General features: G+C 71.4%; 22 protein-coding genes. 8 read left to right on the top strand and 14 right to left on the bottom strand.

Features of this window, described 5'->3' with window-relative positions; genetic code table 11:
• The first annotated feature begins 106 nt into the window (after window positions 1–106).
• The 3 genes from WFI16_RS02845 (at window position 107) to WFI16_RS02835 (ending at window position 3,574) form a co-directional block, all read left to right on the top strand.
• Window positions 107–1,498 carry a S41 family peptidase gene (locus WFI16_RS02845; RefSeq protein WP_419896279.1) on the top strand — a complete coding sequence of 464 codons (1,392 nt, stop codon included), beginning with the start codon at window positions 107–109 and terminating at the stop codon, window positions 1,496–1,498.
• A gap of 32 nt (window positions 1,499–1,530) precedes the next feature.
• Window positions 1,531–2,982, top strand: coding sequence for a divergent polysaccharide deacetylase family protein (locus tag WFI16_RS02840; protein WP_419896278.1), 1,452 nt, complete (start codon window positions 1,531–1,533; stop codon window positions 2,980–2,982).
• 115 nt (window positions 2,983–3,097) lie between these two features.
• Window positions 3,098–3,574, top strand: a complete 477-nt coding sequence (locus WFI16_RS02835) for an RNA pyrophosphohydrolase (RefSeq protein WP_419896277.1) — start codon at window positions 3,098–3,100, stop codon at window positions 3,572–3,574.
• Window positions 3,575–3,659: 85 nt separating this feature from the next.
• Here the strand turns inward: WFI16_RS02835 and WFI16_RS02830 are convergent, their stop codons facing one another.
• Together WFI16_RS02830 and WFI16_RS02825 are read right to left on the bottom strand one after the other, a co-directional pair.
• Complete coding sequence (locus WFI16_RS02830; protein ID WP_419896276.1) at window positions 3,660–4,985, bottom strand: TldD/PmbA family protein; 1,326 nt, start codon at window positions 4,983–4,985, stop codon at window positions 3,660–3,662.
• Entirely contained in the window at window positions 4,982–6,247 is a 1,266-nt protein-coding gene (locus tag WFI16_RS02825) for a M16 family metallopeptidase (protein WP_419896275.1), read from the bottom strand. Before WFI16_RS02825 ends, WFI16_RS02830 begins: the two co-directional genes overlap by 4 nt.
• 292 nt (window positions 6,248–6,539) lie before the next feature.
• Between WFI16_RS02825 and WFI16_RS02820 the strand changes: the two genes are divergently transcribed.
• Window positions 6,540–6,935: a septal ring lytic transglycosylase RlpA family protein gene (locus WFI16_RS02820; RefSeq protein ID WP_419896274.1), complete on the top strand. Its 396-nt coding sequence runs from the start codon at window positions 6,540–6,542 to the stop codon at window positions 6,933–6,935.
• Window positions 6,936–7,127: 192 nt separating this feature from the next.
• Here WFI16_RS02820 and thrC read toward each other — a convergent pair whose 3' ends face one another.
• Window positions 7,128–8,531: a threonine synthase gene (gene thrC, locus WFI16_RS02815; RefSeq protein WP_419896273.1), complete on the bottom strand. Its 1,404-nt coding sequence runs from the start codon at window positions 8,529–8,531 to the stop codon at window positions 7,128–7,130.
• 87 nt (window positions 8,532–8,618) lie between these two features.
• On the opposite strand from thrC, the gene WFI16_RS02810 reads away from it, so the two are divergent.
• On the top strand, window positions 8,619–10,391 hold the full coding sequence (locus WFI16_RS02810) for a S9 family peptidase (RefSeq protein WP_419896272.1): 1,773 nt from the start codon (window positions 8,619–8,621) through the stop codon (window positions 10,389–10,391).
• Between the two features lie 41 nt (window positions 10,392–10,432).
• Here WFI16_RS02810 and WFI16_RS02805 read toward each other — a convergent pair whose 3' ends face one another.
• The 9 genes from WFI16_RS02805 to WFI16_RS02765 form a co-directional block, all read right to left on the bottom strand.
• Entirely contained in the window at window positions 10,433–10,894 is a 462-nt protein-coding gene (locus tag WFI16_RS02805; protein WP_419896271.1) for a RidA family protein, read from the bottom strand.
• Window positions 10,895–10,908: 14 nt separating this feature from the next.
• Window positions 10,909–11,967, bottom strand: a complete 1,059-nt coding sequence (locus tag WFI16_RS02800; RefSeq protein ID WP_419896270.1) for an alanine racemase — start codon at window positions 11,965–11,967, stop codon at window positions 10,909–10,911.
• A 76-nt stretch (window positions 11,968–12,043) separates the two neighbouring features.
• The gene (locus WFI16_RS02795) at window positions 12,044–13,207 is read right to left on the bottom strand and encodes an endo-1,4-beta-xylanase (protein ID WP_419896269.1); all 1,164 of its coding nucleotides are present in this window, start codon (window positions 13,205–13,207) and stop codon (window positions 12,044–12,046) included.
• Window positions 13,208–13,409: 202 nt separating this feature from the next.
• Window positions 13,410–13,823: an ATP synthase F1 subunit epsilon gene (atpC, locus tag WFI16_RS02790; protein ID WP_419896268.1), complete on the bottom strand. Its 414-nt coding sequence runs from the start codon at window positions 13,821–13,823 to the stop codon at window positions 13,410–13,412.
• Between the two features lie 22 nt (window positions 13,824–13,845).
• Window positions 13,846–15,276 carry a F0F1 ATP synthase subunit beta gene (gene atpD, locus WFI16_RS02785; RefSeq protein WP_419896267.1) on the bottom strand — a complete coding sequence of 477 codons (1,431 nt, stop codon included), beginning with the start codon at window positions 15,274–15,276 and terminating at the stop codon, window positions 13,846–13,848.
• Between the two features lie 17 nt (window positions 15,277–15,293).
• Entirely contained in the window at window positions 15,294–16,181 is an 888-nt protein-coding gene (locus tag WFI16_RS02780) for a F0F1 ATP synthase subunit gamma (RefSeq protein ID WP_419896266.1), read from the bottom strand.
• Between the two features lie 23 nt (window positions 16,182–16,204).
• Window positions 16,205–17,740 (bottom strand): F0F1 ATP synthase subunit alpha, encoded by a 1,536-nt coding sequence (atpA, locus tag WFI16_RS02775; protein ID WP_419896265.1) that lies wholly within the window; start codon window positions 17,738–17,740, stop codon window positions 16,205–16,207.
• Window positions 17,740–18,321, bottom strand: coding sequence for a F0F1 ATP synthase subunit delta (locus tag WFI16_RS02770; RefSeq protein ID WP_419896264.1), 582 nt, complete (start codon window positions 18,319–18,321; stop codon window positions 17,740–17,742). The genes atpA and WFI16_RS02770 overlap by 1 nt, the downstream gene beginning before the upstream one ends.
• 323 nt (window positions 18,322–18,644) lie before the next feature.
• On the bottom strand, window positions 18,645–20,831 hold the full coding sequence (locus WFI16_RS02765; RefSeq protein ID WP_419896263.1) for a primosomal protein N': 2,187 nt from the start codon (window positions 20,829–20,831) through the stop codon (window positions 18,645–18,647).
• 115 nt (window positions 20,832–20,946) lie between these two features.
• Here WFI16_RS02765 and fsa point away from each other — a divergent pair, with 115 nt between their 5' ends.
• The 3 genes from fsa to WFI16_RS02750 are packed head-to-tail and all read left to right on the top strand — an operon-like array spanning window position 20,947 to window position 23,182.
• Entirely contained in the window at window positions 20,947–21,603 is a 657-nt protein-coding gene (gene fsa, locus WFI16_RS02760; RefSeq protein WP_419896262.1) for a fructose-6-phosphate aldolase, read from the top strand.
• A 56-nt stretch (window positions 21,604–21,659) separates the two neighbouring features.
• On the top strand, window positions 21,660–22,259 hold the full coding sequence (locus tag WFI16_RS02755) for a DUF484 family protein (RefSeq protein WP_419896261.1): 600 nt from the start codon (window positions 21,660–21,662) through the stop codon (window positions 22,257–22,259).
• A complete protein-coding gene (locus WFI16_RS02750) occupies window positions 22,256–23,182 on the top strand; it encodes a tyrosine recombinase XerC (protein ID WP_419896260.1) in 927 nt (308 codons plus the stop codon). Before WFI16_RS02755 ends, WFI16_RS02750 begins: the two co-directional genes overlap by 4 nt.
• A gap of 84 nt (window positions 23,183–23,266) precedes the next feature.
• On the opposite strand, the gene WFI16_RS02745 is transcribed toward WFI16_RS02750, so the two are convergent.
• Both WFI16_RS02745 and ybaK read right to left on the bottom strand, forming a co-directional pair.
• A complete protein-coding gene (locus tag WFI16_RS02745) occupies window positions 23,267–23,875 on the bottom strand; it encodes a hypothetical protein (protein WP_419896259.1) in 609 nt (202 codons plus the stop codon).
• A 144-nt stretch (window positions 23,876–24,019) separates the two neighbouring features.
• The gene (gene ybaK / locus WFI16_RS02740) at window positions 24,020–24,493 is read right to left on the bottom strand and encodes a Cys-tRNA(Pro) deacylase (protein ID WP_419896258.1); all 474 of its coding nucleotides are present in this window, start codon (window positions 24,491–24,493) and stop codon (window positions 24,020–24,022) included.
• Window positions 24,494–24,497: the final 4 nt, after the last annotated feature.

The following is a 24,497-nucleotide window of genomic DNA, read 5'->3' as shown; positions in this document are numbered from 1 at the left end:
AAAGGTTTCAATTTGCCCCTTGCACAGGAAGCCGCTCTAAGGTGTCTCGCTAGGCCGTCGAATGCTCGCGGCAGAAGGATCGTTGACCGGCATGAGGGGTCACCGCATGAAGCCTAAGATGCGCATGGTCGGCGTGGTGGGGGCGGCTTTCGTCGCCGGCACCGTGCTCGGCCCGGTGGTGATGCCGCCCGTGGTGTCCGCCTTTGCCCAGGAGGCCGGCAACCGCGCCGAGACCTACCGGCTGCTGAACCTGTTCGGCGATATCTTCGAGCGGGTCCGCGCCGAGTATGTCGAGCCGGTGAACGACCGCGAGGTCATCGAATCCGCGATCAATGGCATGCTGCAGGGCCTCGACCCGCACAGCAGCTACATGAACGCGCGCTCCTTCCGCGACATGCAGGTGCAGACCCGCGGCGAGTTCGGCGGCCTCGGCATCGAGGTCAGCCAGGAGGGCGGCTACGTCAAGGTCATCTCGCCGATCGACGACACCCCGGCCGCCAAGGCCGGCGTCAAGCCGGGCGACCTGATCACCCATCTGAACGGCAATTCCGTCCAGGGCCTGACCCTGCAGGAAGCGGTCGAGCAGATGCGCGGCGAGCGCGGCAGCAGCATCAAGCTGACCATCCGCCGCCCCGGCACCGAGGCGCCGATCGAGCTCAGCCTGACCCGCGACGTGATCCGCCCGCAGGTCGCCCGCTTCCGCATGGAGGGCGAGGATGTCGGCTATGTCCGCCTCTCCTCCTTCAACGAGCAGACCGAGGGCGCGCTGCGCCGTGCCGTCAGCACGCTGCGCCAGCAGGCCGGCAACAACCTGAAGGGGCTGATCCTCGACCTACGCAACAATCCGGGCGGGCTGCTCGACCAGGCCGTGCAGGTCTCGGACGACTTTTTGGAGCGCGGCGAGATTGTCTCCACACGGGCGAGGCGCCCCGACGACGCGCAGCGCTGGAACGCCAAGCCGGGCGACATCGCCGACGGGCTGCGGGTCATCGTGCTGATCAATGGCGGCTCCGCCTCGGCCTCCGAGATCGTTGCCGGCGCCCTGCAGGACCATCGCCGCGCCGTGCTGCTGGGCACCAAGTCCTTCGGCAAGGGCTCGGTGCAGACCGTCATGCCGATCCCCGGCAATGGCGCCATCCGCCTGACCACGGCGCGCTACTACACGCCGTCGGGCCGCTCGATCCAGGCGACCGGCATCACGCCCGACATCGAGGTGCTGGCCACCCGCGAGGAAGGCAATGCCCCGCTGCGCGACCGCGAGGCCGATCTGCGCCGCGCGCTGCGCAACGACAACGGCACCAATGGCAGCACCGAGGCGCCGCCGCTGCCGCCGCTGAACCTGCCGGCCGGCGTGCAGGACAAGGTCAGCCGCCTGCCGCCCGAGGGCGCGCCGGCCTTCGACCCGACCAAGCCGGAGACCGACTTCCAGCTGCAGCAGGCCGCCGGCCTGCTGCGCGCCTGGTCGGCCGCCGACCCGCAGCGCCGCGCGGCGCGGTGACCGGCCCGGGCTAGAAGGAAGGCGACGCCGCCATGGCGACCTCGAACCGTTCCGGGGAAGCCGCTTCCGGCGCCGCCGCCTCCAGCCGCATCGGCGCGGCGCCCAGCCGGGATATCGGCCGGGCGCTCGCCCCCCTGCCTGCCACCGCCGCGCCGGACCCGGGCAACCGCCTGGCCTGGCGCGCGCTGGGCGGCTTCTGGCTGCTGGTGCTGGGCGGCGCCGCCTGCACCATCGCCACCCTGCACCGCCTGGGCCCGCCGGAACCCGCCGCCCCCAGCCGCAGCCTGGCCGCGATGCAGAGCCTGCCCCCCGCCCAGCCCGCCACCCCGCTGCCGCCCCCCGCGCCGGTCGCCACCGCCCCGCAGCGCGCGCCGCGGGCCGTCGCCCCGGCTGCCACGGCCCCGGCTGCCACCGCCTTGAACCCGGAGGGCGCCGCCGCGGTGACCATGGTGACGCCGCCCGCCAGCGCCGCGCCGCCGCCCGCCTTCGCCGCTGCCCTGCCGCCGCCGAATGCCGCCATCCCGGCCGAGCCGCCGGCCGCCGCGCTGGCGCCGCCCGACCCGGAGGAGAGCGGCATCGTCAGTGCCGCCCTGCCCCCCGCCAGCCCGGCCGAGCCGCTGGCCGCCCCGCCCGACGCACCGCCGCCGCCGCCCTTCGCCCCGCATGCCGACAGCAGCCCGGCGGTCGCCATCCCGGCCCCCGATCCGGCGCTGCTGGAAGCCTCGCCCTTCGGCGGCCTGCCGCGCGTCACCACCGATGGCCGCGAGCCGCGCCAGCTCTATGCCCGCCCCTTCGACGCGGCCGAGCGCCGGCCGCGCATCGCGCTCGTCATCGGCGGCTTCGGCAATTCGCCGACCCGCTCGGAGGAGGCGCTGCGCCGCCTGCCGCCGGCCGTCACCGCCGCCTTCAGCCCCGCCGCCATGCGCCCCGACCTGCTGCTGGCCCAGGCCCGCGCCGGCGGCCGCGAGGTGCTGCTCGGCCTGCCGCTGGATTCCGCCAATGGCGAGGCGGGCGAGCACAGCCTGCGCCCCGGCCTGAAGCTCTGGGAGAATCTCGAGCTGCTGCACCGCGCCATGGGCCGCATCGCCGGCTATGCCGGTGTCGTCGGCGCGCTCGGCAACCAGCGCGGCGAGCGCTTCGCCGCCGAGGCCGGCCAGCTGGAGGCGGTGCAGGAGGAGGTCCAGGCCCGCGGGCTGTTCTATCTCGATGCCCGTCCCGGCGCCGCGCCGCCGCTGGATGGCGCCGGCGCCACCATCGACCTGGTGCTGGACGAGCCGCTGACCCGCGGCGAGGTCGAGCGCCGCCTGGCCGCCCTCGAGCAGATCGCCCGCCGCAACGGCAGCGCCATCGGCCTGGCCGCCGAGCCCGCCCCGCTGCTGGTCGACCGCATCGCCGCCTGGGCCGCCGGCCTCGAGGCGCGCGGCCTGGTGCTGGCCCCGGCCAGCGCCGCGCTGCGCGGCCCTTCGCCCTCCGCCTCCCGCTAGAGCGGATGGCCCGCGGAAGGACGCGGGCAATCCGCTCCAGCACTTTGTTTGATCGCGTGATTCAGGCTTGTCGGCGATTCCGCCTCAAGCCATCACGCTGTGAGGCCGCTGCCCGATGTCCGACCTGCCCTATCGCCGCAATGTCGGCGCCGTGCTGTTCAACCGCGCCGGACAGGTGCTGATCGCCCGCCGCGCCGATGTCGCGGCCGATGCCTGGCAGCTGCCCCAGGGCGGGCTGGACGAGGGCGAGGACCCGGCGGATGCCGTGCTGCGCGAGCTGGCCGAGGAGATCGGCACCGCCGAGGCGCGCATCCTCGGCGAGGTGGAGGACTGGCTGACCTACGACCTGCCCGCCGAGCTGATCGGCAAGGCCCTGCGCGGCAAGTATCGCGGCCAGAAGCAGCGCTGGTTCGCGCTCGGCTTCACCGGGGAGGACAGCGCCATCCGCCTGGACCTCGACCTGCATCCCGAGTTCAACGCCTGGCGCTGGGCGGATCTCGAGGAGCTGCCGGGGATCGTGGTGGCCTTCCGCAGGCCGATCTATGAGCGGCTGGTCGCAGAGTTCAGCCGGTACAAGGGCTGGGCGAAGTAGCTGGGGGCGCCGCCCCCAGACCCGCGCCATCAACTGGCGCCATGAATGTGGGGGTCCGGGGGAACTCAGTTCCCCCGGCCTTCGCTTATGCTCCGGCGACCGTCAGGTCATCCACCCGCAGCGTCGGCGCATCGGTCCCCCGCCGGAACCTCAGATCCCCCGCCGCGCGCAGGCGCAGGAACATGTCCTTCAGGTTCCCGGCGATGGTGATGCCGGAGACCGCCTCGGCCAGCTGGCCGCCCCGGATCATGAAGCCGGCGGCGCCGCGGCTGTAGTCGCCGGTGACGCCGTTGACGCCCATGCCGATCATCTCGGTGACATAGATGCCGTCGTCGATATCGGCCATTAGCGCGGCGGCCGGGCCCTGGCCGCCCTCGAGCCACAGATTGGTGGTCGCCGGCGCCGGCGGGCCGGAGATGCTGCGGCTGGCATGGCCGGTGGAGCGCAGGCCGAGCTGCCGCGCGCTGCGCCAGTCCAGCACCCAGCTGGCCAGGATGCCGTCCTCGACCAGGGCCAGGGGGGCGCCGGGCATGCCCTCGCCGTCGAAGGGGCGGGAGCGCAGCCCGCGCACCCGCAGCGGGTCGTCGCGGAGGGAAAGACCCTCGGACAGCACGCGCTGCCCCATGCGGTCGCGCAGGAAGGAGGTGCCGCGCGCCACCGCCGCCCCGTTCAGCGCCGAGGCCAGGTGGCCGATCAGCGAGCCGGCGACGCGCGGGTCGTAGATGACATGGCGCTTGCCGGTCTTCGGCCGGGTGGCGTTCAGCCGGCGGATGGCGCGCTCGCCGGCATTGCGGCCGAGGCTGGCGGGGTCTTCCAGGTCTTCCAGATGGACGGCGCTGGAATGGTCGTAGTCGCGCTCCATGCCGGTGCCGCTGCCGGCCAGGGCCGTCACCGAGGTCGAATGGCCGGTGCGGGCATAGTCGCCGGCGAAGCCGTTCGAGCTGACCAGGGCAATGCCGGTGCGCGAATAGCTGGCGTCCGCCCCCTCGCTGTTGGTGACGCCGGCGACGGCCAGCGCGGCCTCCTCGGCGGTGCGGGCGCGGGCGATCAGCGCCTCGACATCGGGCTCGGCCGCATCGGCCAAATCGAGGTCGCGCGGCAGGGCGGCATGGAACTCGCCCAATCCGCCAAAGCTGTCCTCGGGCACCGCGCGGGCCATGGCGACGGCGCGCTCGGCCAGCGCCTGGAAACCGCGCGGATCGGCGTCGGTGGCCGAGACGATGGCCTGCTGCTTGCCCACCAGCACGCGCAGGCCGAGGTCCAGCCCCTCCGACCGCTCGAGCTGCTCGAGCTTGCCCAGGCGCCACTGCACGGCCAGCGAGGTGCCGCTGATCAGCAGCGCATCGGCGGCCTCGGCCCCCGCGGCGCGGGCCGCGGCGACCAGGGTTTCGAGCCGCTCGAGCCGGTTCATGCGGCGAGCTTCTCCGCGATGCTCGGCAGGCCCGGCACCTTGCCGGCCGGACCCAGCGCCGCCAGCGTCGGGCGCGAGCGGAAGATCTTCGCCGCCGCCGCCTGCACCTGCTCCACCGTCACCGCGGCGATCTTGGCCTTGGTCTCCTCGACCGGGATGATGCGGCCATGCACCTGGATCTGCCGGGCCAGCTGCTCGCAGCGGCTGCCGGTGGATTCCAGCGACATCAGCACCGAGGCGCGCAGCTGCGCCTTGGCGCGGGCCAGCTCCTCCTCGGTGACGTCGTGCTGGACGCGCCGCAGCTCCTCCAGCGCCACCGGCACCAGCTCGGCCGCCTGGTCCTCGCCGGTGCCGGCATAGACGGCGAAGAGGCCGTTGTCGCGGAACAGCTGGGCGAAGGAATAGATCGAATAGACCAGGCCCCGCTTCTCGCGGATCTCCTGGAACAGGCGCGACGACATGCCGCCGCCCAGCAGGGTGGAGAGCAGCATGGTCGGGTAGTGCATCGGCGTCGCCACCGCATCGGCCTCGAAGCCGAGCACGACATGCACCTGGTCGAGCTCGCGCTCCTCGCGGAACTCGCCGCCGCCATAGCGGGCGACCTCGGCCGGGCTCGGCGCCACCAGCGGCAGGTCGACGAAGTGCTTCTCGACCAGGCCGACCAGCTTGTCGTGCTCCAGCGCGCCGGCGGCGGCGACCACCATGCGGCTCGGCCCGTAATGGCGGCGCATGTACTCGGTCAGCACCTCGCGGCCCATGCCGCTGACGCTGGCCTCGGTGCCCAGCGTCGGGCGGCCCATCGGCTGGTCGGGATAGGCGGTCGCCTGGAAATGGTCGAAGACGATGTCGTCCGGCGTGTCGTTGGCCTGGCCGATCTCCTGCAGGATGACGCCGCGCTCGCGCTCCATCTCCTCGGGCGTGAAGGTCGAATGGGTCAGGATGTCGCCGATGATGTCGGCGGCCAGGCCCGTATCCTCCTTCAGCACCTTGGCGTAGTAGGCGGTGTTCTCCCGCGCCGTGTAGGCGTTCAGGTGGCCGCCGACATTCTCGATCTCGCGGGCGATGGCGGCGGCGTCGCGCTTGGCGGTGCCCTTGAAGGCCATGTGCTCGAGGAAATGCGACGCGCCGTTCTCGGCGGCCGATTCGTCGCGCGTGCCGGCATGGACATAGGCACCGATGGAGACGGTCTCGACCCGCGGCATGGCCTCGGAGACGATGGTCAGTCCATTGGGAAGGCGCGTCAGCCGCACCGCATCAGACATGGTTCAGAATTCCCTGGGGCACGCCCGGCAGGTTGGGCGCGCTGCTGTCGTTGAGCAACAATGTAAGGGCTATAGCCGCGCTCTGCGACCCCGTTGCCGGGCATTGCGGTCAAGGCTGCCCTGCCCGCAAACGGTAACGCAATCCCTCGCGCCAAAGCTGTTGATCCGTCTGGCCTTTGGCGGACGACCCTGACACCCCATCTGAGGAAGAGGACGGGACCGACAGAGGGGGAGTGCCATGCGTGTCATCCGCCGCGCGGCTGCCTTGGCCGCGCTATCCCTGGGACTTGGAATGCTGGGCCTCGTGCCCGCCGCCGAGGGCAAGAGCCCGCGCCGCGACGCCCAGGCCCAGAGCCAGCGCCACCACCACGCGGCACCCCGCGTGCAGCGCGGCCGCGCCTCCTTCTACGCCAACCGCTTCCACGGGCGACGCATGGCCAATGGCCGCCGCTTCAACCGCAACGCCGCGGTCGCCGCCAGCCGGACCCTGCCGCTGGGCACCGTCGCCCGGGTGAAGAACCTCGCCAACGGCCGCACCGCCGTGGTGACGATCGAAGACCGCGGCCCCCACCTGCGCAACCGCGTCATCGACCTGAGCCCGGGGACGGCCGCGCAGCTCGGGATGCTCCGGCAAGGCGTCGCCATGGTGGAGGTGACGCCGTTGAGGCTTCCGGATCAGCCGGGGTAGGTCAGCAAAGACAGGGGCAGGCCAGGGGAATGAATTCCCCTGGACACGGCGGGACGCCAACAGCACACCTTGTCAGGTCGCGCTGTGGCTGGGCCGTTTCGCCTGTGGCCTCCACGTGGACACGGCAGTCCGAAAGAAAAAAGAAGGGGGTTCGGGGGAATTCATTCCCCCGACCTTAAGCCCTGCCTTCTCTTACGTATTCCGCCGCACATGCCCCCGCACGGCACCCTCGATCTGCCCCAGATCGTTCGGCAACACGGAAAAACGTTCCTCGCGGTCGTAGAGGTCGGCCATGCGCGGCGGCAGCGGTGGGCGAAAGCCGGTCGCCTTTTCCACCGCGTCGGGGAACTTCGCCGGATGGGCGGTGGCCGCCACGATCACCGGGATGCCCTTGTCCTCCGGCAGGTGGGCGCGGCCGGCGGCGATGCCGATCGCCGTGTGCGGATCGGCCAGATAGCCGCCCTCGCGGTGCAGGCGCCGGATTTCCGCCAGCGTCGCCTCGTCGCTGACGGTGAAGCCGCGGATCAGGCTGGTCGCCTGCTTCCAGGCGGCGTCGGGCACCGGCATGCGGCCCTCGGCGCGGAAGCGCTGCATGGTGGTCGCGGTCGCCGCGGCATCACGGCCGAGCAGCTCGAACAGCAGGCGCTCGAAATTGGACGAGACCTGGATGTCCATGCTGGGGGAGAGCGAGGGCGCCACTGCCTGCATCGACATGTCGTTGCCGGCGATGAAGCGGGCCAGGATGTCGTTGCGGTTGGCGCCGATGATCAGCCGCTCGATCGGCAGGCCCATGCGGCGGGCGACCCAGGCGGCCAGCACATTGCCGAAATTGCCGGTGGGGACGGCGACGGCCACCGGCCGGTCGGGAGCGCCGAGCGCGAGCGCGGCATAGGCGTAGTAGGGCACCTGCGCCGCGATGCGCGCCCAGTTGATCGAGTTGACCGCCGAGAGCTGCATCTCCTGGCGGAAGGGCGCGTCGTTGAACATCGCCTTCACCAGGTCCTGGCAGTCGTCGAAGCTGCCCTGGACGGCGATGTTGTGGATGTTGGGCGACAGCACCGTGGTCATCTGCCGGCGCTGCACCTCGCTGGTGCGGCCCTCCGGGTGCAGGATGACGACGTCGATGGCGGCGCGGTCGCGGCAGGCCTCGATGGCGGCCGAGCCGGTGTCGCCGGAGGTCGCGCCGACGATGGTCACCCGCTCGCCGCGCTTGGCCAGCACATGGTCGAACAGCTGCCCGAGCATCTGCATCGCCATGTCCTTGAAGGCGAGCGTCGGGCCGTGGAACAGCTCGAGGGCGAAGAGCTGCGGCTCCAGCTGGACCAGCGGGGCGGTCGCCGCGCTGCCGAAGCCGGCATAGGCGCGGTGGGCCAGCTCGAGCAGCTTGGCCTCCGGCAGCGACTCGCCGGTGAAGCGGGCCATCAGATGGGCCGCCACCTCGGCATAGGGCCGGCCGCGCAGGGCGCGCCATTCGGCCGCCGAGAGCTCCGGCCAGGTTTCGGGCATGAACAGGCCGCCATCCTCGGCCAGACCGGCCAGGAGGACGCCTTCGAAATCGCGGGCTGGGGCCTGGCCCCGGGTCGAGACATAGCGCATGGCGCGCGGAGACTAGTCCGAGCAGCGCCCGCTGGCCATGGCGTGCACCGCTTGGCGGATGCGCATTTCGGGTCCAGGCTCCCCGCCATGAACACCGCCTCGCTGCTCGAGCGCCTGCTCGCCACCTCGGCCGCCACCCTGCCCGCCCATGCCGGCGACGGGCGGCTGTATTTCCTGCAGGACAGCGGCGGCTCCGCCCAGGTCTTCGAGCTTGCCGCCGGGGGCGGCGGGCCGCGGCAGCGCACGGCGCATGCCGATGCGGTGGCCTTCGTCGCCGGGCTGCCGGATGGCGGCGCGATCTTCGGCCGCGACGGCGCCGGCGACGAGCGCTTTCAGCTCTATCACCTGCCACCCGAGGGCGAGGCGCGGCCGCTGACCGCCGATCCGCGCACCATCCATGGCTGGGGCGCGGTCTCGCCGGACGGGACGCGCATCGCCTACACGGCCAACAGCCGCGACCCTGCCCATAGCGATGCCTGGGTATTGGATCTGGCCACCGGCGCGGCCCGCTGCGTCGCCGAGCGGCAGGGCCCGCACGAGCTGCTCGGCTGGAGCGCGGACGGGAAAGCCCTGCTGCTGGCCACCGCGCCGCGCAGCTTCGAGGCGACGCTGCTGCGGGTGCCGGTCGAGGGCGGCGCGGTGGCGGAGCTGACCCCGCATGACGGCGATGCCCGCCACCTGAACCCGCGCGCCCGGGCGGATGGCAGCGGGTACTGGCTGCTCACCGATCGCGGGCGCGACTTCCTGGCGGTGGCCGTCCAGCGGGAGGGCAGCGCGCCCGAGTTGCTCTACGGCCCCGAGGCGGATGTCGAGAAGCTGGAGGTCTCGCCCGACCAGCGGCATCTGGCCGTGGTGGTGAACGAGGGCGGCTATTCGCGGCTGCGCCTGCTCGACGCCGAGGGCGTGGTGGTGGCCGAGCCCGAGCATCCGGCCGGCGTCATCACCAAGCTCTCCTGGTCGCCCGACGGGGGAAAAATCGTCTTCGACCTGGCGCGGTTCAGCGCACCCTCGGCGCTCTATGCGGCGGGGCTGGACAGTGCGCCGGCCCGGCTGCTGCACGGCGCCACCCCGCCCGAGGGGCTGCGCGACTGGCAGACCATCGCCTTCCCCACCTTCGACGGCCGGCAGATCCCGGCCTTCCTCGCCCTGCCCGAGGGGACGATGCCGGCCGAGGGCTGGCCGATGCTGGTCTGGGTGCATGGCGGCCCGGCGATGCAGGCGCTGCCCAACTGGCGCGCCGACCTGCAATGCATCCTGGCCCAGGGCATCGGCGTGCTGGTGCCGAATGTGCGCGGCTCGACCGGCTATGGCGTCGGCTATGCCGCGCTGGACGACCGCGAGAAGCGGCTGGACAGCGTCGCCGACCTGGCCGCCGCCCATGCGCATCTGGCGACGCTGGCCGAGGTCGACGGCACCCGCATCGGCATCATGGGTCAGAGCTATGGCGGCTGGATGGTGCTGGCCGCCACCACCGAATATCCCGAGCTCTGGGCCTGCGGCGTCGATTTCTACGGCATCGCCAACTGGCAGAGCTTCTTCCGCAACACCGGCCCCTGGCGCATTGGTCATCGCGCCGCCGAATACGGCCATCCGGTCGAGGATGCGGCGCTGCTGCACCGCCTGTCGCCGCTGCACCAGGCGGCGCGCATCCGCTGCCCGCTGCTGGTGGCGCAGGGCCTGACCGACCCGCGCGTGCCGCCCTCCGAGAGCGAGCAGATCGTCGCCGCCCTGCAGGCCAACCGCATCGCGGTGCAATACCTGACCTTCGCCGACGAGGGCCACGGCTTCACCAAGCGCCACAACAAGCGGGCCGTCTACGAGGCCGTGCTGCGCTTCCTGGCCAGCCACCTGCAGGCCTGACCGGCCCCGGGGGGGGTTGGTCCCCCCCGGCCCGCTCCGCCTCAGTCGAGGATGCGGATCACCGCCTCGATCTCGACCGGCACGTTCGACGGCAGCGAACCCATGCCGATGGCCGAGCGCGCATGGCGGCCGCGCTCGCCCAGCACCTGCACCAGCAGCTCGGAGCAGGCGTCGATCACCTTCGGCTGCTGGCCGAATTCCGGCGTGGCATAGACCATGCCGAAGAGCTTCAGGAACTCGACCTTCTCCAGCGAGCCGGCCGCCGCCTTGGCCACCGCCAGCAGGTGCAAGCCGCAGAGCACCGCGGCCTTCTGCGCCTCCTCCAGGCTCAGCGCCTCGCCCACCTTGCCGGTGGTCAGGCTGCCATCGGCGAAGCGCGGCACCTGGCCGGAGAGATAGGCGACGTCGCCGGCCCGCTTGAAGGGCACGTAGTTGAACAGCGGCTTGCCCACCACCGGCAGTTCATGGCCCAGCGCCGCCAGGCGCGCCTCGGAATCGCTCATCGGTCTTCCCTCCCTCAGACGGTGCGGCCGCGCGCGGCGACCTCGACGAAACCCTGGAATTCGCCGCCGCGCACCAGCGCGATGCGGTCATGCAGGTTGCTGACCGGGCAGACATGGTTGGGCACCACGCGCAGCCGCTCGCCCAGCGCCGGCTTCCTGGCGCAGGCGGACAGGTCGACCATGCCGTGCTCCTCGCTCAGCCGCTCGAGCTTGGCTTCCGGATAGTCGGGGAAATAGCCATACCCCTCCTGCACCCCCGCCGGCATGATGTCGGCGGCGAAGCTCTTGCTGCCGCCGTCGATCACCGCGCGGTCCTCGGTCGGCCGGCTGATCACCGTGACATGCAGGTGCAGCGCGCAGTCATCCCAGCCGGCATGGCCGGCGGCGACCATCATGCGGTCGTTGTAGATATAGGTGCCGACCCGCAGCTCGTTGATCGGCGCGGTCTCATGCGCATGGAAGGCATTGGGCGTGCCGCCGCCGGTCAGCACCGGGGCGGCCATGCCGCGCGCCGCCAGCTGCGGCAGGGCGACGGCCAAAAAATCGGCGCTGGCCGTGCTCAGCGGATAGGTCATCAGCCCGTCCAGCCGCAGGCCCGGCGTCGCGCGCACCGCCTCGGCCAGGTCCAGCATGGCATCGACCGAGGTGACACCGGTGCGCGCCGCGCCGCTGTCGAACTCGATCACCACGCCGATCTCGGCGCCGGACTGCTGCGCGGCGCTGGCCGCGGTGGCCAGGGCGATCGGATTGTCGATGGCCACCCGCATCTTCGCCCGCGGGGCGAGCGCCGCCAGCCGCCTGGCCTTCGCCTCCCCCATCAGCGGATAACTGATAAAGATATCGGTCAGGCCGGCATCGACCATGATCTCGGCCTCGCCCAGCTTCTGGCAGGTGATGCCCTGCGCGCCGAGCTCGACCTGGCGCTGGGCCAGCGCCGGGATCTTGTGCGTCTTGATATGCGGCCGCAGCGCCAGGCCATGCCGGTTGCAATAGTCCTGCATGCGCTTCAGGTTCGCCTCGACCACATCGAGGTCGACCACGGGCACGGGGGTTTCGAGAGAGGCGAGGTCCATCACGGCTCCAGCAGGCATTTTGAACGCCGCCAGAGCAAACACCGGATGGCGGCCGCTGTCGCCCCCCCTTGCCCGTTCAGCTGCCGCCGCGGAAAGCGCGGGCCAGCGCCTGCCACATCGGCTTGCGCTGCCCATGATCGTCGAGCGGCAGGCCGCGATGCACCCGCCCCTGCCCCATGGCCACGGCGGGCGTGCTGGCCAGCCAGGAATTCCGGTCCGACAGGCCCCAGCTGAGCACCGTCCGCGCCCCACCCTCCAGCGCGGTGGAGACGAAGGCATAGGTGCGCTCGGCCACCAGCGCGTCGCGCGCGGCGATCTCCTGCGGCGCGTCCCAGGTCTCGCGGATGTCGAGCTCGGTGACCAGCACCTGCAGCCCGAGCGCGCGCACCTCGGCCAGGAAGCCGGCGAAGGAGGCGGCGTTGAACGGCCGCGACAGGTGCAGATGCCCCTGGATGCCCAGCGCATCAAGCGGCACCTTGCGCTCCAGCAGGCCGCGCAGCAGGGCCAGCAGCTGCTGCCGCTTCAGCAACGCCTCCGGCACCTCCTCCTCGAAGCCGTATTCGTTCAGCACGAGGCGCAGCGTCGGGTCACGCTCGCGGGCCATCCTCAGGGCGATGTCGATATAGTCCGGCCCCAGCGCGCGCAGCCAGGGCGTGTCGCGCAGCCGGTCGCCGGCGGTGGCGATCGGCTCGTTCACCACGTCCCAGTCGCGGATCTGGCCGCGGGCATGGTTCAGCACCCGGTCGAAATGCGCCGCCATGACACCGAGGGCGCGGTCGCGCCCCTCGGCCAGCGCCCGCTCGGCCCAGCCCGGCAGGCTCTCGTGCCAGATCAGCGCATGGCCGCGCAGCGTGCGCCCGCGCTGCTGCGCCCAGTGCAGCTGCGCATCCAGCGGCGCGGTGTCGAAGCGCCCCTCCTCCGGCTGCAGGGCGGCGAACTTGCCCTCCCATTCCGGGACGATGACCGCGGCCTCAGTGGCGAAGGCCGCCTCATAGGCCGGATCGCGCTGCAGCAGCTGGGTCAGCATGGCGGCGCCGAAGCTGATGCCGCGGGCGCGGGCGACCTCGCCCAGCCCGGTCATCGCCCGCATCGCCTCGGGCAGGCGCTGGTCCTGCGCCTGGGCGCGCCGTCCGCCGGCCAGGACCAGGCCGCTGCCGGCCAGCAGCAGGCCGCGCCGGGCCAGCGCCGGGGCTCCCCATGGCCGGGGAGAGAAATTGGGGTTCAGGAAAACCTCCGGCATGCTGCGGCGAGGCGCCGAGGCTATCGGTTCCGCCCCGCCTGCCGCAACAAATGAGAACCGTTCGCACCCTTCATAGAAGGGTGAGCGCATCGTCACAGAACCGCCTCCTGTCAGGATGCCCTGGCACGCCGATGCCCCTGGAGACGAAAAAGCCCCGGACCTTTCGGCCCGGGGCTCATTCAATCCATCGCCGGGAGGATGATCAGGCGGCTTCCGCGGCCTGCTCCATCTCGCGGGCGGCGAGGAGGCGGTCCATGGCGGCCTCGCGTTCCTCGGGCGTCGCGGCGGTGGCGGCGGCGTTGTAGTCGGCCTCGGCCTTCTTCACCCGCGCCTGGGCCTCGCCGCGCGACAGTTCGGCCAGCGGCGTGGCCTCGTCGGCCAGCACCGTCACCCGGGTCGGCGTGATTTCCGCGAAGCCGCCCATGACGAACAGCTTCTCGGTGATCGCGCCGTTCTCCTGCACGCGGATGACGCCACCCTTGAGGGCCACGATCATCGGCGCCATGCCGGGCAGCACGCCCATCTCGCCTTCCGCCGCCGGGATGATCGCCATCTCGACGGGGCGGGAGAGCAGCAGCTTCTCCGGGCTCACCAGCTCAAGGTCGAAGGTCGCCATGGGTCAGCTCCCTATCGATGCCTCAGGCCGCGGCCTTGAGGCCTTCGGCCTTCTTCACCGCGTCCTCGATGGTGCCGACCATGTAGAAGGCGGCTTCCGGCAGGTGGTCGTACTCGCCCTTGCAGATGGCGGCGAACGACCGGACGGTGTCCTCGATCTTGACGAAGACGCCCGGGGTGCCGGTGAAGACCTCGGCCACGTGGAAGGGCTGGCTGAGGAAGCGCTGGATCTTGCGCGCACGCGCCACGATCAGCTTGTCGTCCTCGGACAGCTCGTCCATGCCCAGGATGGCGATGATGTCCTGCAGCGACTTGTAGGTCTGCAGGATGCGCTGCACCTCGCGGGCGGTGTTGTAGTGCTCCTCGCCCAGGATCCGCGGGTCCATCGCACGGCTGGTGGAGTCCAGCGGGTCGACGGCCGGGAAGATCGCCTGCTCGGCGATCGAGCGCGACAGAACGGTGGTCGCGTCCAGGTGGGCGAAGGAGGTGGCGGGCGCCGGGTCGGTCAGATCGTCGGCCGGGACGTAGATGGCCTGGACCGAGGTGATCGAGCCCTTCTTGGTCGAGGTGATGCGCTCCTGCAGCGCGCCCATGTCCGTCGCCAGCGTCGGCTGATAGCCGACGGCCGAAGGAATACGGCCGAGCAGCGCCGACACCTCGGCGCCAGCCTGGGTGAACCGGAAGATGTTGTCGATGAAGAAGAGCACGTCCTGGCCCTGCTCATCGCGGAAGTATTCCGCCATGGACAGGCCCGAGAGGGCGACGCGGGCGCGCGCACCCGGCGGCTCGTTCATCTGGCCATAGACCAGGGCGACCTTCGAGCCTTCGGTCGAGCCGTCCTCGCCGAGCTTGATGACGCCGGCATCGATCATCTCGTGGTAGAGATCGTTGCCCTCGCGGGTCCGCTCGCCGACGCCGGCGAAGACGGAGACGCCGCCATGGCCCTTGGCGATGTTGTTGATCAGTTCCTGAATGGTGACGGTCTTGCCGACGCCGGCGCCGCCGAACAGGCCGATCTTGCCGCCCTTCAGGTAGGGGCACATCAGGTCGACGACCTTGATGCCCGTGACCAGGATCTCGGCCGAGGTGGCCTGGTCCTCGAAGGCCGGGGCCTGGCGGTGGATGGTGTAGGTCTTCTCGGCCTTCACCGGGCCACGCTCGTCGATCGGCTCGCCGATGACGTTCAGGATGCGGCCGAGGGTGCCCTCGCCGACCGGCACGGCGATGCCGGCCCCGGTGTCGACCACCTCGGCGCCGCGGACCAGGCCGTCGGTGGTGTCCATGGCGATGGTGCGCACGGTGCGCTCACCGAGGTGCTGCGCGACTTCCAGCACCAGGGTGCGGTCGCCGATCTTCACCTGCAGGGCGTTCTGCATGCGCGGCAGTTCGGAGGGGAACTGCACGTCCACGACAGCGCCGAGGACCTGCGTGACCTTGCCAACGTTGTTCTTCATGGCTGTGCTCATTCCCCTCAGAGGGCTTCCGCACCCGAGATGATCTCGATCAGCTCGCGGGTGATGTTCGCCTGACGCGTACGGTTGTAGGTCAGGGTCAGCTTGTTGATCATGTCGCCGGCGTTGCGGGTCGCGTTGTCCATCGCGTTCATCCGCGCACCATGCTCGCCGGCGGCGCTCTCGAGGATCGCGCGATAGATCTGGATCGCGAGATTCTTCGGCAGCAGCTGCGCCAGGATCGTGGCTTCGTCCGGCTCGTACTCGTACCAGGCCTGCGCCTCGCCGCTCGGGGCCTCGGCCGCCGCCACCGGCAGCTCGGCCGGGATCAGCTGCTGGTCCGACGGGATCTGGCTGATCACGCTGCGGAAGCGGTTGTAGATCAGCGTGCAGACGTCGAACTCGCCGGCCTCGAGCATGCCGGTCAGGCGCTCGGCGATGGCGTTCGCATCCTCGAAGCCGACGCGCTTCTTGCCCTGGAAGGTGATCTCGCCAGCCATGCGGCTGGCGAACTCGCGCTTCAGGTAGGTCGCGCCCTTGCGGCCGACGGTCAGGATCTTGACCGTCTTGCCGGCAGCTTCGAGCTTGCGGATGTGGTTGCGCGCATGGCGCCCCACATTGGTGTTGAAGGGCCCGGCGAGGCCGCGATCGGCGGTCACCACGACCAGCAGATGGACCTGGTCGGAGCCGGTGCCCACCAGCAGCTTCGGCGCGTCAGGGTTGCCGGCCACCGCCTGACCGAGCGAGGCGAGCATGCGCGCCATCCGCTCGGCATAGGGGCGTGCCGCCTCCGCCTGGGACTGGGCGCGGCGGAGCTTCGCCGCCGCGACCATCTTCATCGCCTGGGTGATCTTCCGGGTCGACTTGACGCTGTTGATGCGCCCCCGGAGCTCCTTCAGGTTGGCCATGGATTACTCCCTTGAGCCTACCTTCAGGCCGCGAAGGACTTGGCGAAGCCGTCCATGAAGGACACCAGCTTGGCCTCGTTCTCCTTGGTGATCTCCTTCTTGTCGCGGATGCTCTCGGCGATCTCCGGCGCGTTGGCGCGGATCGACGACAGCAGCTGCGCCTCGAAGGCACCGACCTTGTTCACGGGCACCTTGTCCAGGTAGCCGCGCACGCCGGCGAAGAGCGAGATCACCTGCTCCTCGATCGAGACGGGCTTGAACTGGGGCTGCTTCAGCAGCTCCGTCAGGCGCGCGCCGCGGGCCAGCAGGGCCTGGGTCGAGGCGTCGAGGTCGGAAGCGAACTGGGCGAAGGCCGCCATCTCGCGGTACTGCGCCAGCTCCAGCTTGATCTTGCCGGCGACCTGCTTCATCGCCTTGACCTGCGCGGCGGAGCCGACGCGGGAAACGGAGAGGCCGACGTTCACCGCGGGGCGGATGCCCTTGAAGAACAGCTCGGTCTCCAGGAAGATCTGGCCGTCGGTGATCGAGATCACGTTGGTCGGGATGTAGGCGGAGACGTCGCCCGCCTGGGTCTCGATGACCGGCAGCGCGGTCAGCGAGCCGAGGCCGGCGGCCTCACCCATCTTCGCCGCGCGCTCGAGCAGGCGGGAGTGCAGGTAGAAGACGTCGCCCGGATAGGCCTCGCGGCCCGGCGGACGGCGCAGCAGCAGCGACATCTGGCGGTAGGCCACGGCCTGCTTCGACAGATCGTCGTAGAAGATGACGGCGTGGCGGCCGCTGTCGCGGAAGAACTCGCCCATGGCGCAGCCGGTGTAGGGCGCCAGGAACTGCATCGGCGCCGGGTCGGAGGCCGTGGCGGCGACGACGATCGAGTACTCGAGCGCGCCGTTCTCTTCCAGGGTGCGGACCAGCTGGGCGACCGTCGAGCGCTTCTGACCCACTGCGACGTAGATGCAGTAGAGCTTCTTGCTCTCGTCGGTGCCGGCGTTGATCGCCTTCTGGTTCAGGATGGTGTCGATGATGACAGCCGTCTTGCCCGTCTGGCGGTCGCCGATGACCAGCTCGCGCTGGCCGCGGCCGATCGGGATCAGGGCGTCGATCGCCTTGATGCCGGTCTGCATCGGCTCATGCACCGACTTGCGCGGGATGATGCCCGGCGCCTTCACCTCGACCTGGGTGCTGGTCACGTCGACCAGCGGGCCCTTGCCGTCGATCGGGTTGCCGAGGCCGTCGACCACGCGGCCGAGCAGGCCCTTGCCGACCGGCACGGAGACGATGTCCCCGGTGCGCGAGACGCTGTCGCCCTCGCGGATGCCGCTGTCGTCACCGAAGATGACGACGCCGACATTGTCGGTCTCGAGGTTGAGCGCCATGCCCTTGAGGCCGGCGGAGGGGAACTCCACCAGCTCACCGGCCATGACATTCTGCAGGCCGTAGACGCGGGCAATGCCGTCGCCAACGGTCAGGACGGTGCCGACTTCGGCAACATTCGCTTCGGCGTCGAAGCCGGCGATCTGCTGCTTCAGGATCTCCGAGATCTCGGCGGGACGGATTTCCATCAGGCGGCCCCCTTCATGGCGTACTGCAGACGCTGCAGCTTGGACTGGATCGAGCTGTCGTAGAGGCGGGACCCGAGGCGGACGACCAGGCCACCCAGCAGGGTGGGATCGAGGCGCTCGACCAGCTTCACGTTGGAATAGCCGGCCTCGGTCAGGCGCGCCGCGAGCTGCGTGCGCTGGACGTCGGTCAGCGGATGGGCGGTGGTCACCTCGGCGGTCTGCTGGCCACGCTGTTCAGCGAGCAGCAGCCCGAAGGCGTTCAGCACCTGCGGCAGGGCCGCGAGGCGACGATTGGCGATGAGCACGCCGACCAGGTTGCGGACATCGCCCGACACCCCGGCACGCTCCAGCACGGCGAAGGCGCCGCGCTTCTGCGCAACGCTGTCCAGCCGCGGGTCATTGATGAAGGCGGCAAAGGCCGCGTCGCGGGCGAGCAGCCCGCCGAGCTTGTCCAGCTCGGCAGCGACGGCGTCGACCGCCTTGTTGTCCTTCGCCAGCTCCAGCAGGGCCAGCGCATAGCGCTGGGCGAGGCCAGAGGGATGGGTCGCGTTCGGCGAGACGTTGGTCGCTTCGGAGGCCACGGAGGATCCCGTTCTCTTGCTTTCCCGGCGTCCTGCCGCGCGCGCGACCGACTCGTCGGTCTGGCGGCGGATGGACATGATTTCGACGCGAGCGGACGAGGCCCGCTGCGGCGGCCCGGCATTAACACAGGGGATTGCTTGGCGGCAACGGGGGCTGCGGCGGATTCGTTACCAGCGTTTCACCGGATGGGCACATTTTGTTGCCCGGAACCGCTTTCTGGCCAGCACCCCTATCTCGGCCGCCCCGCCGGGCTTTCAACCGCCTCCAGCGAGAAATCGCCCAGCGCTACCGCGGCAGCCCGATTCCGGCGGAAATCAGGCGCCTAGAGAAAACTGACCGGATCGACGTCAACCTGGACGCGGACCGAGGCCGGGATCGTCACCCGCCCCAGCCATTCGCGCAGCAGCGGCTGCACGGCGATGTCGCGCCGCGCCTTCAGCAGCAGCCGCCGCCGGTGTTTTCCGCGCAGCAGCGCCAGCGGCGCCGGCGCCGGGCCCAGCACCTGCACCCCCTCCCCCTGCGGCCCGGTCTGGCCGAGGTCGCGCGCTACCCGGTCGGCCTCGCGCTCGTCCTCGGCGCTGACGATCAGCGCCGCCAGCCGGCCGAAGGGCGGCCAGTGGCCGGGACGGCGCGATTCGGCCTCCGCCGCCATGAAGCCGTCCAGGTCGCCGGCGACGAGGGCCTCCAGCACGGGGTGGTCGGGGCTCCAGCTCTGCAGCAGCACGCGGCCAGGCGCCTCGGCGCGCCCCGCCCGGCCGGCCACCTGGTGCAGCAGCTGCACGGTGCGCTCGGCCGCCCGCAGGTCGCCGCCGGCCAGGCCCAGATCGGCATCGACCACGCCGACCAGGGTCAGATGCGGGAAGTGCCAGCCCTTGGCGACGATCTGGGTGCCGATGATCAGGTCGACCTCGCGCGCCGCGATGGCGCGCGCCGCCTCCGCCGCCGCCGCCGGCCCGGCGATGGTGTCGGAGGCCATGACCAGCCGGCGGGCCTCGGGGAACAGCAGCTCGGCCTCCTCCTGCACCCGCTCCACCCCGGGGCCGAGCGGGGTCAGGCTGGCCTCGGCATGGCATTCCGGGCAGTTCGGCGGGATCGGCTCGGCATGGCCGCAATGGTGGCATTGCAGGCAGCGGCGCACCCGGTGCTCGACCAGCCAGGCGCTGCAATTCGGGCAGCGCATGCGGTGGCCGCAGCTGCGGCAGAGCGTCAGCGGCGCATAGCCGCGGCGGTTGAGGAAGAGCATCGCCTGCTGCCCCTCGGCCAGCGTGGCCTTCACCGCCTCGACCAGCGGCGGGCTGAGGAAGCGGCCGCGCTCCGGCGGCGTCGCCCGCTGGTCGATCAGGCTGACCGCCGGCATCGAGGCGCCGCCATGCCGCACCGGCAGGTGCAGCGCCGCATAGCGCCCGGTCTCGGCATTGGTCAGGGTCTCGAGGCTCGGCGTCGCCGAGACCAGCACGCAGGCCGCCTGCGACAGCCGCGCGCGCACCACCGCCATGTCGCGGGCGTGGTAGACGACGCCCTCCTCCTGCTTGAAGGCGGTCTCGTGCTCCTCGTCGACGACGATCAGGCCGAGATCGGGATAGGGCAGGAACAACGCCGAGCGGGCGCCGACCAGCACCTGGATGCGGCCCTCGGCCAGCGCGCGCCAGGTGTCGCGCCGCCGCCGGCTGCCGAGCTCGGAATGCCACAGCGCCGGCGGCACGCCGAAGCGGCGCTCGAAGCGCTCCAGCCATTGCGTGGAGAGCGCGATCTCCGGCAGCAGCACCAGCGCTTGGCGGCCGAGCTTCAGGCACTCCTCCACCGCGTCCAGATAGACCTCGGTCTTGCCCGAGCCGGTGACGCCGGTCAGCAGCGTCACGCCGAAGGCCCGCGCCGCCGTCGCCTGGCGCAGCGCCGCCGCCGCCCCCTGCTGCTCGCCGCCCAGCAGCGGGCCGGGGCGGGTCAGGTCGGGGGTCGGGAAGGCCTCGCCCGCCGGCATCAGCGCCGATTCGAGCAGCCCGGCCTCGGCCATGCCGCGCACCACGCCGGAGGAGACGCCGGCCTCGGCAGCGATGGCGGCGGCCGATTGCACGTCGCCCGGCTCGATCGCGTCCAGCACCCGGCGCCGGGTCTCTGTCAGCTTCCCCTCGCCCCGCTTGGCGCGCTGGCCGGCGGCCGAGAGGCGCCAGCCAGCCTTCGAGGCCGGCGGCTCCAGCGCCGAAGGCGCGCTCATCGCCATGCGCAGCACCGCGCCGGGCGGGTTCAGCGTATAGGCCGCCACCCAGTCGACGAACTTTCTCAAACTCGCCGTCATCGGGGGGACGTCCAGCACCGCCCGGATGTCGCGCAGCTTCTTCTCCGGCAGGTCGGGATCGGCCGCGCCATCCCAGACCACGCCGATCATGCTGCGCCCGGCCAGCGGCACCTCGACGAAGCTGCCGGCCACCGGCGCCTCGGCCCAGCCGGCGGGGACGCGGTAGTCATAGGCGCCGGCGAGCGGCAAGGGCAGCAGGACACGCAGACGGGCCATGCCGCCTTTGTCGGGCGGCACGGCCTTTCGTTCAACACCCTCTCTCCGCTACAAGGGCGGCCTCGCAGGTCATCGCCACGGCGCCCGCGCCGTGCCGCCGCAGGGGAATCCCGACATGAAGTTCTTCGTCGACACCGCCGAGGTGTCCGAAATCCGCGCGCTTGCCGAGCTCGGCATGGTCGACGGCGTGACCACCAACCCCTCGCTGATCGCCAAGTCCGGCCGCAACATGGCCGAGGTGATCGCCGAGATCTGCACCGTCACCCCGGGCCATGTCTCGGCCGAGGTCACCGCGACCGACTATGAGGGCATGCTGGCCGAGGGCCGCTTCCTGCGCGGCATCGCCGAGAATGTCTGCGTCAAGGTGCCGCTGACCGAGGCGGGCCTGCGCACCTGCCGCACCCTGACCGAGGAAGGCACCCCGGTGAACGTCACCCTGTGCTTCTCGCCGGTGCAGGCGCTGCTGGCCGCCAAGGCGGGCGCCACCTACATCTCGCCCTTCGTCGGCCGGCTCGACGACCTGGCGCAGGACGGCATGCAGCTGATCGAAGACATCGTGCAGATCTACCGCAACTACCCGGACCTGAAGACCGAGGTGCTGGTCGCCTCGATCCGCCACCCGCTGCACATGGCCCAGGCCGCCCGGATCGGCGCCGATGTCGCCACCCTGCCGCCGGCGGTGATCCGCCAGCTGATCAAGCACCCGCTGACCGATCGCGGCCTGGAAGCCTTCCTGGCCGATTGGAAGAAGACGGGGCAGAGCATCCTCTGATAGGAACGGGCCGGGGCGCGCGTTTCTCGCCCCGGCCACCTCTGGAACAGACCGTGATGGACGGCGACACGGTTGCCGCCTGGCTGCGCAAGCACCCCGACTTCCTGGCCCAGCAGCCGGAGCTCTACCGGATGCTCAGCCCGCCCCGCCGCATCCATGGCGAGGGGCTGGCCGACCACATGGCGGCGATGCTGGCCGCCGAGCGCGCGGCCTCCCGCGCCCTGGCCGATACCGCCCGCGAGAGCGACGGCTTCTCCGCCCGCACCCGCGCCGCCGTCCTTGCTTTGATCCCCAGCCGCGACCCGCCCGAGACCGTCCGCCAGGAATGGCCGGACCTGCTGGGCCTGGCGCATTGCGCCATCGCCGACGAAGGCACGCCCGCCGACCACCGGCTGACCCTGCCGCCCGGCAGCGTCGCCCGGCTGCTGCCGGCCGGCCGCGACGCGCTGCGCCGCGCCACGCCGACCGAGCTGGCCCTGCTGCATGCCGAGGCCGCGCCGCTGGTCTGCTGCGACGCCCTGGCCCGGCTGCCGCTGCCCGGCGCCCCTGCCCTGCTGGTGCTCGGCGCCCGCAACCCCGGCGACCTGCCGGCGCGCGGCGCCACGCCGCATCTGCAGTTCCTGGCGCGTGCTTTGGCCGCGGCGCTGCTGCGATGAACAATCCCCGCCTCACGGGCATCGCCGCGCGCGGCCTCTGGCTCGACTGGCTGGAGCGCGAGCGCCGCGCCAGCCGCCACACCCTCGCCGCCTATGGCGCCGACCTGGCCGATTTCCTCGGCTTCCTGACCCGCCACCTGGGCGCCGAGCCGGACCTGGCCGCCCTGCAGGCGCTGCGCCCCGCCGATCTGCGCAGCTTCATGGCCGAGCGCGCCACCCGCGACGGGGTCAGCGCCGCCACCCGCGCCCGCCAGCTGGCCGCGATCCGCGGCTTTCTCCGTTTTCTCGCCCGCCACCACGGCCTGCAGCCGCTGGCGCTGGCCGGGCTGCGCGGCCCCAAGGTGACGCCGCCCGCGCCGCGCCCGCTGACCCCCGACCAGGCCCGCGACGTGATCGAGGAGGCCGGCAGCGTCGAGAACTCCTCCCTGCTGGCGCTGCGCGACACTGCCCTCTTCACCCTGCTCTATGGCTGCGGGCTGCGCATCTCGGAGGCGCTGGACCTCAATGTCGGCCAGGCGCCGCGTGCCGGCATCGGCCTGAAGGTGCGCGGCAAGGGCGACAAGCAGCGCCTGGTCCCCGTGCTGCCCGCGGTCGAGCGGGCGGTCAGTGCCTATCTCGCTGCGCGCGGCCATCCGCCGCCAGAGCAGCCGCTGTTCCTCGGCGCCCGCGGCGGCCGCCTGGATGCCGGCATGGCGCAGCGGGCGCTGCGCACCTATCGCCGCCTGGCCGGGCTGCCGGAATCGGCGACGCCGCATGCGCTGCGCCACTCCTTCGCCACCCATCTGCTGGGGGCGGGCGGCGATCTGCGCTCGATCCAGGAATTGCTGGGCCATGCCAGCCTGTCGACCACCCAGCGCTACACCAGCGTCGATTCGGCGAAGCTGCTGGAGACCTGGCAGAAGGCGCATCCGCGGGCGGGGTAGAGCAGCGCCGGCAGCGGCCATCGAACAGAAAAAAGATGGGGTCCAGGGGAATTCCTTCCCCTGGCCTTGCCTGCTGAGCCGGGCTTACTGAACCGGAATCGCCGCGATCTCGGTCTCGAGCTTGGCCAGCCGGGTCTGCTGGTCGGCCTCGGCATTCTCGCGCTCCAGGCGGCAGAAATCCGGGGTCGTGCAGCTGCGGGCGATGCGGCGTTCCGCGGCCGCCGCGCGGGTGGCGATTTCGGCCTTGCGGGCCGCCACGAAACTGTCGCGGGCGGCGGTGTCCGCGAAGGCCAGCGGCAGCAGCGCGACCGTCGTCTCCTCGGGGTAGCGGTTGAAGTTGCCGGCGGCGGTATGCGCCATGACCCCAGCCATTCCCAGCCCCAGCATATGCACCGGCGTGATGTCGATCATGGTCGATTCCAGGACCGCAGCGGTGTCCCGGTAGCCTGGGTGACGGCACAGCACGGCGATGTCGCGGCGGCTCTGCGTCACGGTGATCTGCTGCGGCGCCGGATTGATCTCGGCCAGCGCCTCGCCATTGCGCTGAAGGCTGCATTGCGCGCCGCCGGGCTCGGTCTGCAGCGTGATCTTCTGGCTGCGGGTCGAGAAATCGGTGCCGGGCGCGGCGCCGCAGGCGGAGAGCAGCGCCAGGCCGGCCAACAGGGCCAGGCGGGCGGCAGAACGGGGCAGCATCATCATGGGAGCCTCTGGGTGACTGGCACCGCCGCGCGCCCGGCCATTCTGACCTTCAGGCGGAAGGGTGTCCTGCCGCTATGACCGAGGCAGAACTCACGGAAAAGAGAGGATCGTAACGCTGCGTGACAAAGCCGTCGGGTGTCACCCGGCGATCACAGCCGCCTTCGCCCCCAGCGCCGCCAGCAGGTCAGCCGGGCTCAGCCGGATCTGCAGCCCGCGCTGCCCGCCATTGACGAAGACATAGGGTTCCGACAGTGCCGCGCTCTCGACGAAGGTGGCGACGCGCTTCTTCTGGCCGAAGGGGCTGATGCCGCCGACGCGGTAGCCGGTCAGCCGCTCGGCATCGGGGACGCGCATCATGGCGGCCGACTTGCCCGCGGCGGCGGCGGCCAGCTTCTTCATCGCGACCTCGCGGTCGGAGGGCAGCACGACACAGACCGGCCGGCCATCGACCTCGGTCATCAGGGTCTTCAGGACGCGGCGGGGGGGCTCGCCCAGGGCTTCGGCCGCCTGCAGGCCGATGCTCTCGGCCTCGGGGTCGTAGTCATAGGCGTGCAGGGTGAAGGCGATGCCGGCCTTCTGGGCGGCGAGGGTCGCGGGCGTGGATTTCGACATGGGC

The sequence above is a fragment of the Roseomonas sp. USHLN139 genome (genome assembly GCF_037145735.1).
Taxonomy (GTDB): domain Bacteria; phylum Pseudomonadota; class Alphaproteobacteria; order Acetobacterales; family Acetobacteraceae; genus Pseudoroseomonas.
Note: the sequence above shows the minus strand (reverse complement) of the source record. Positions and strands in the feature narration are given on the sequence as shown.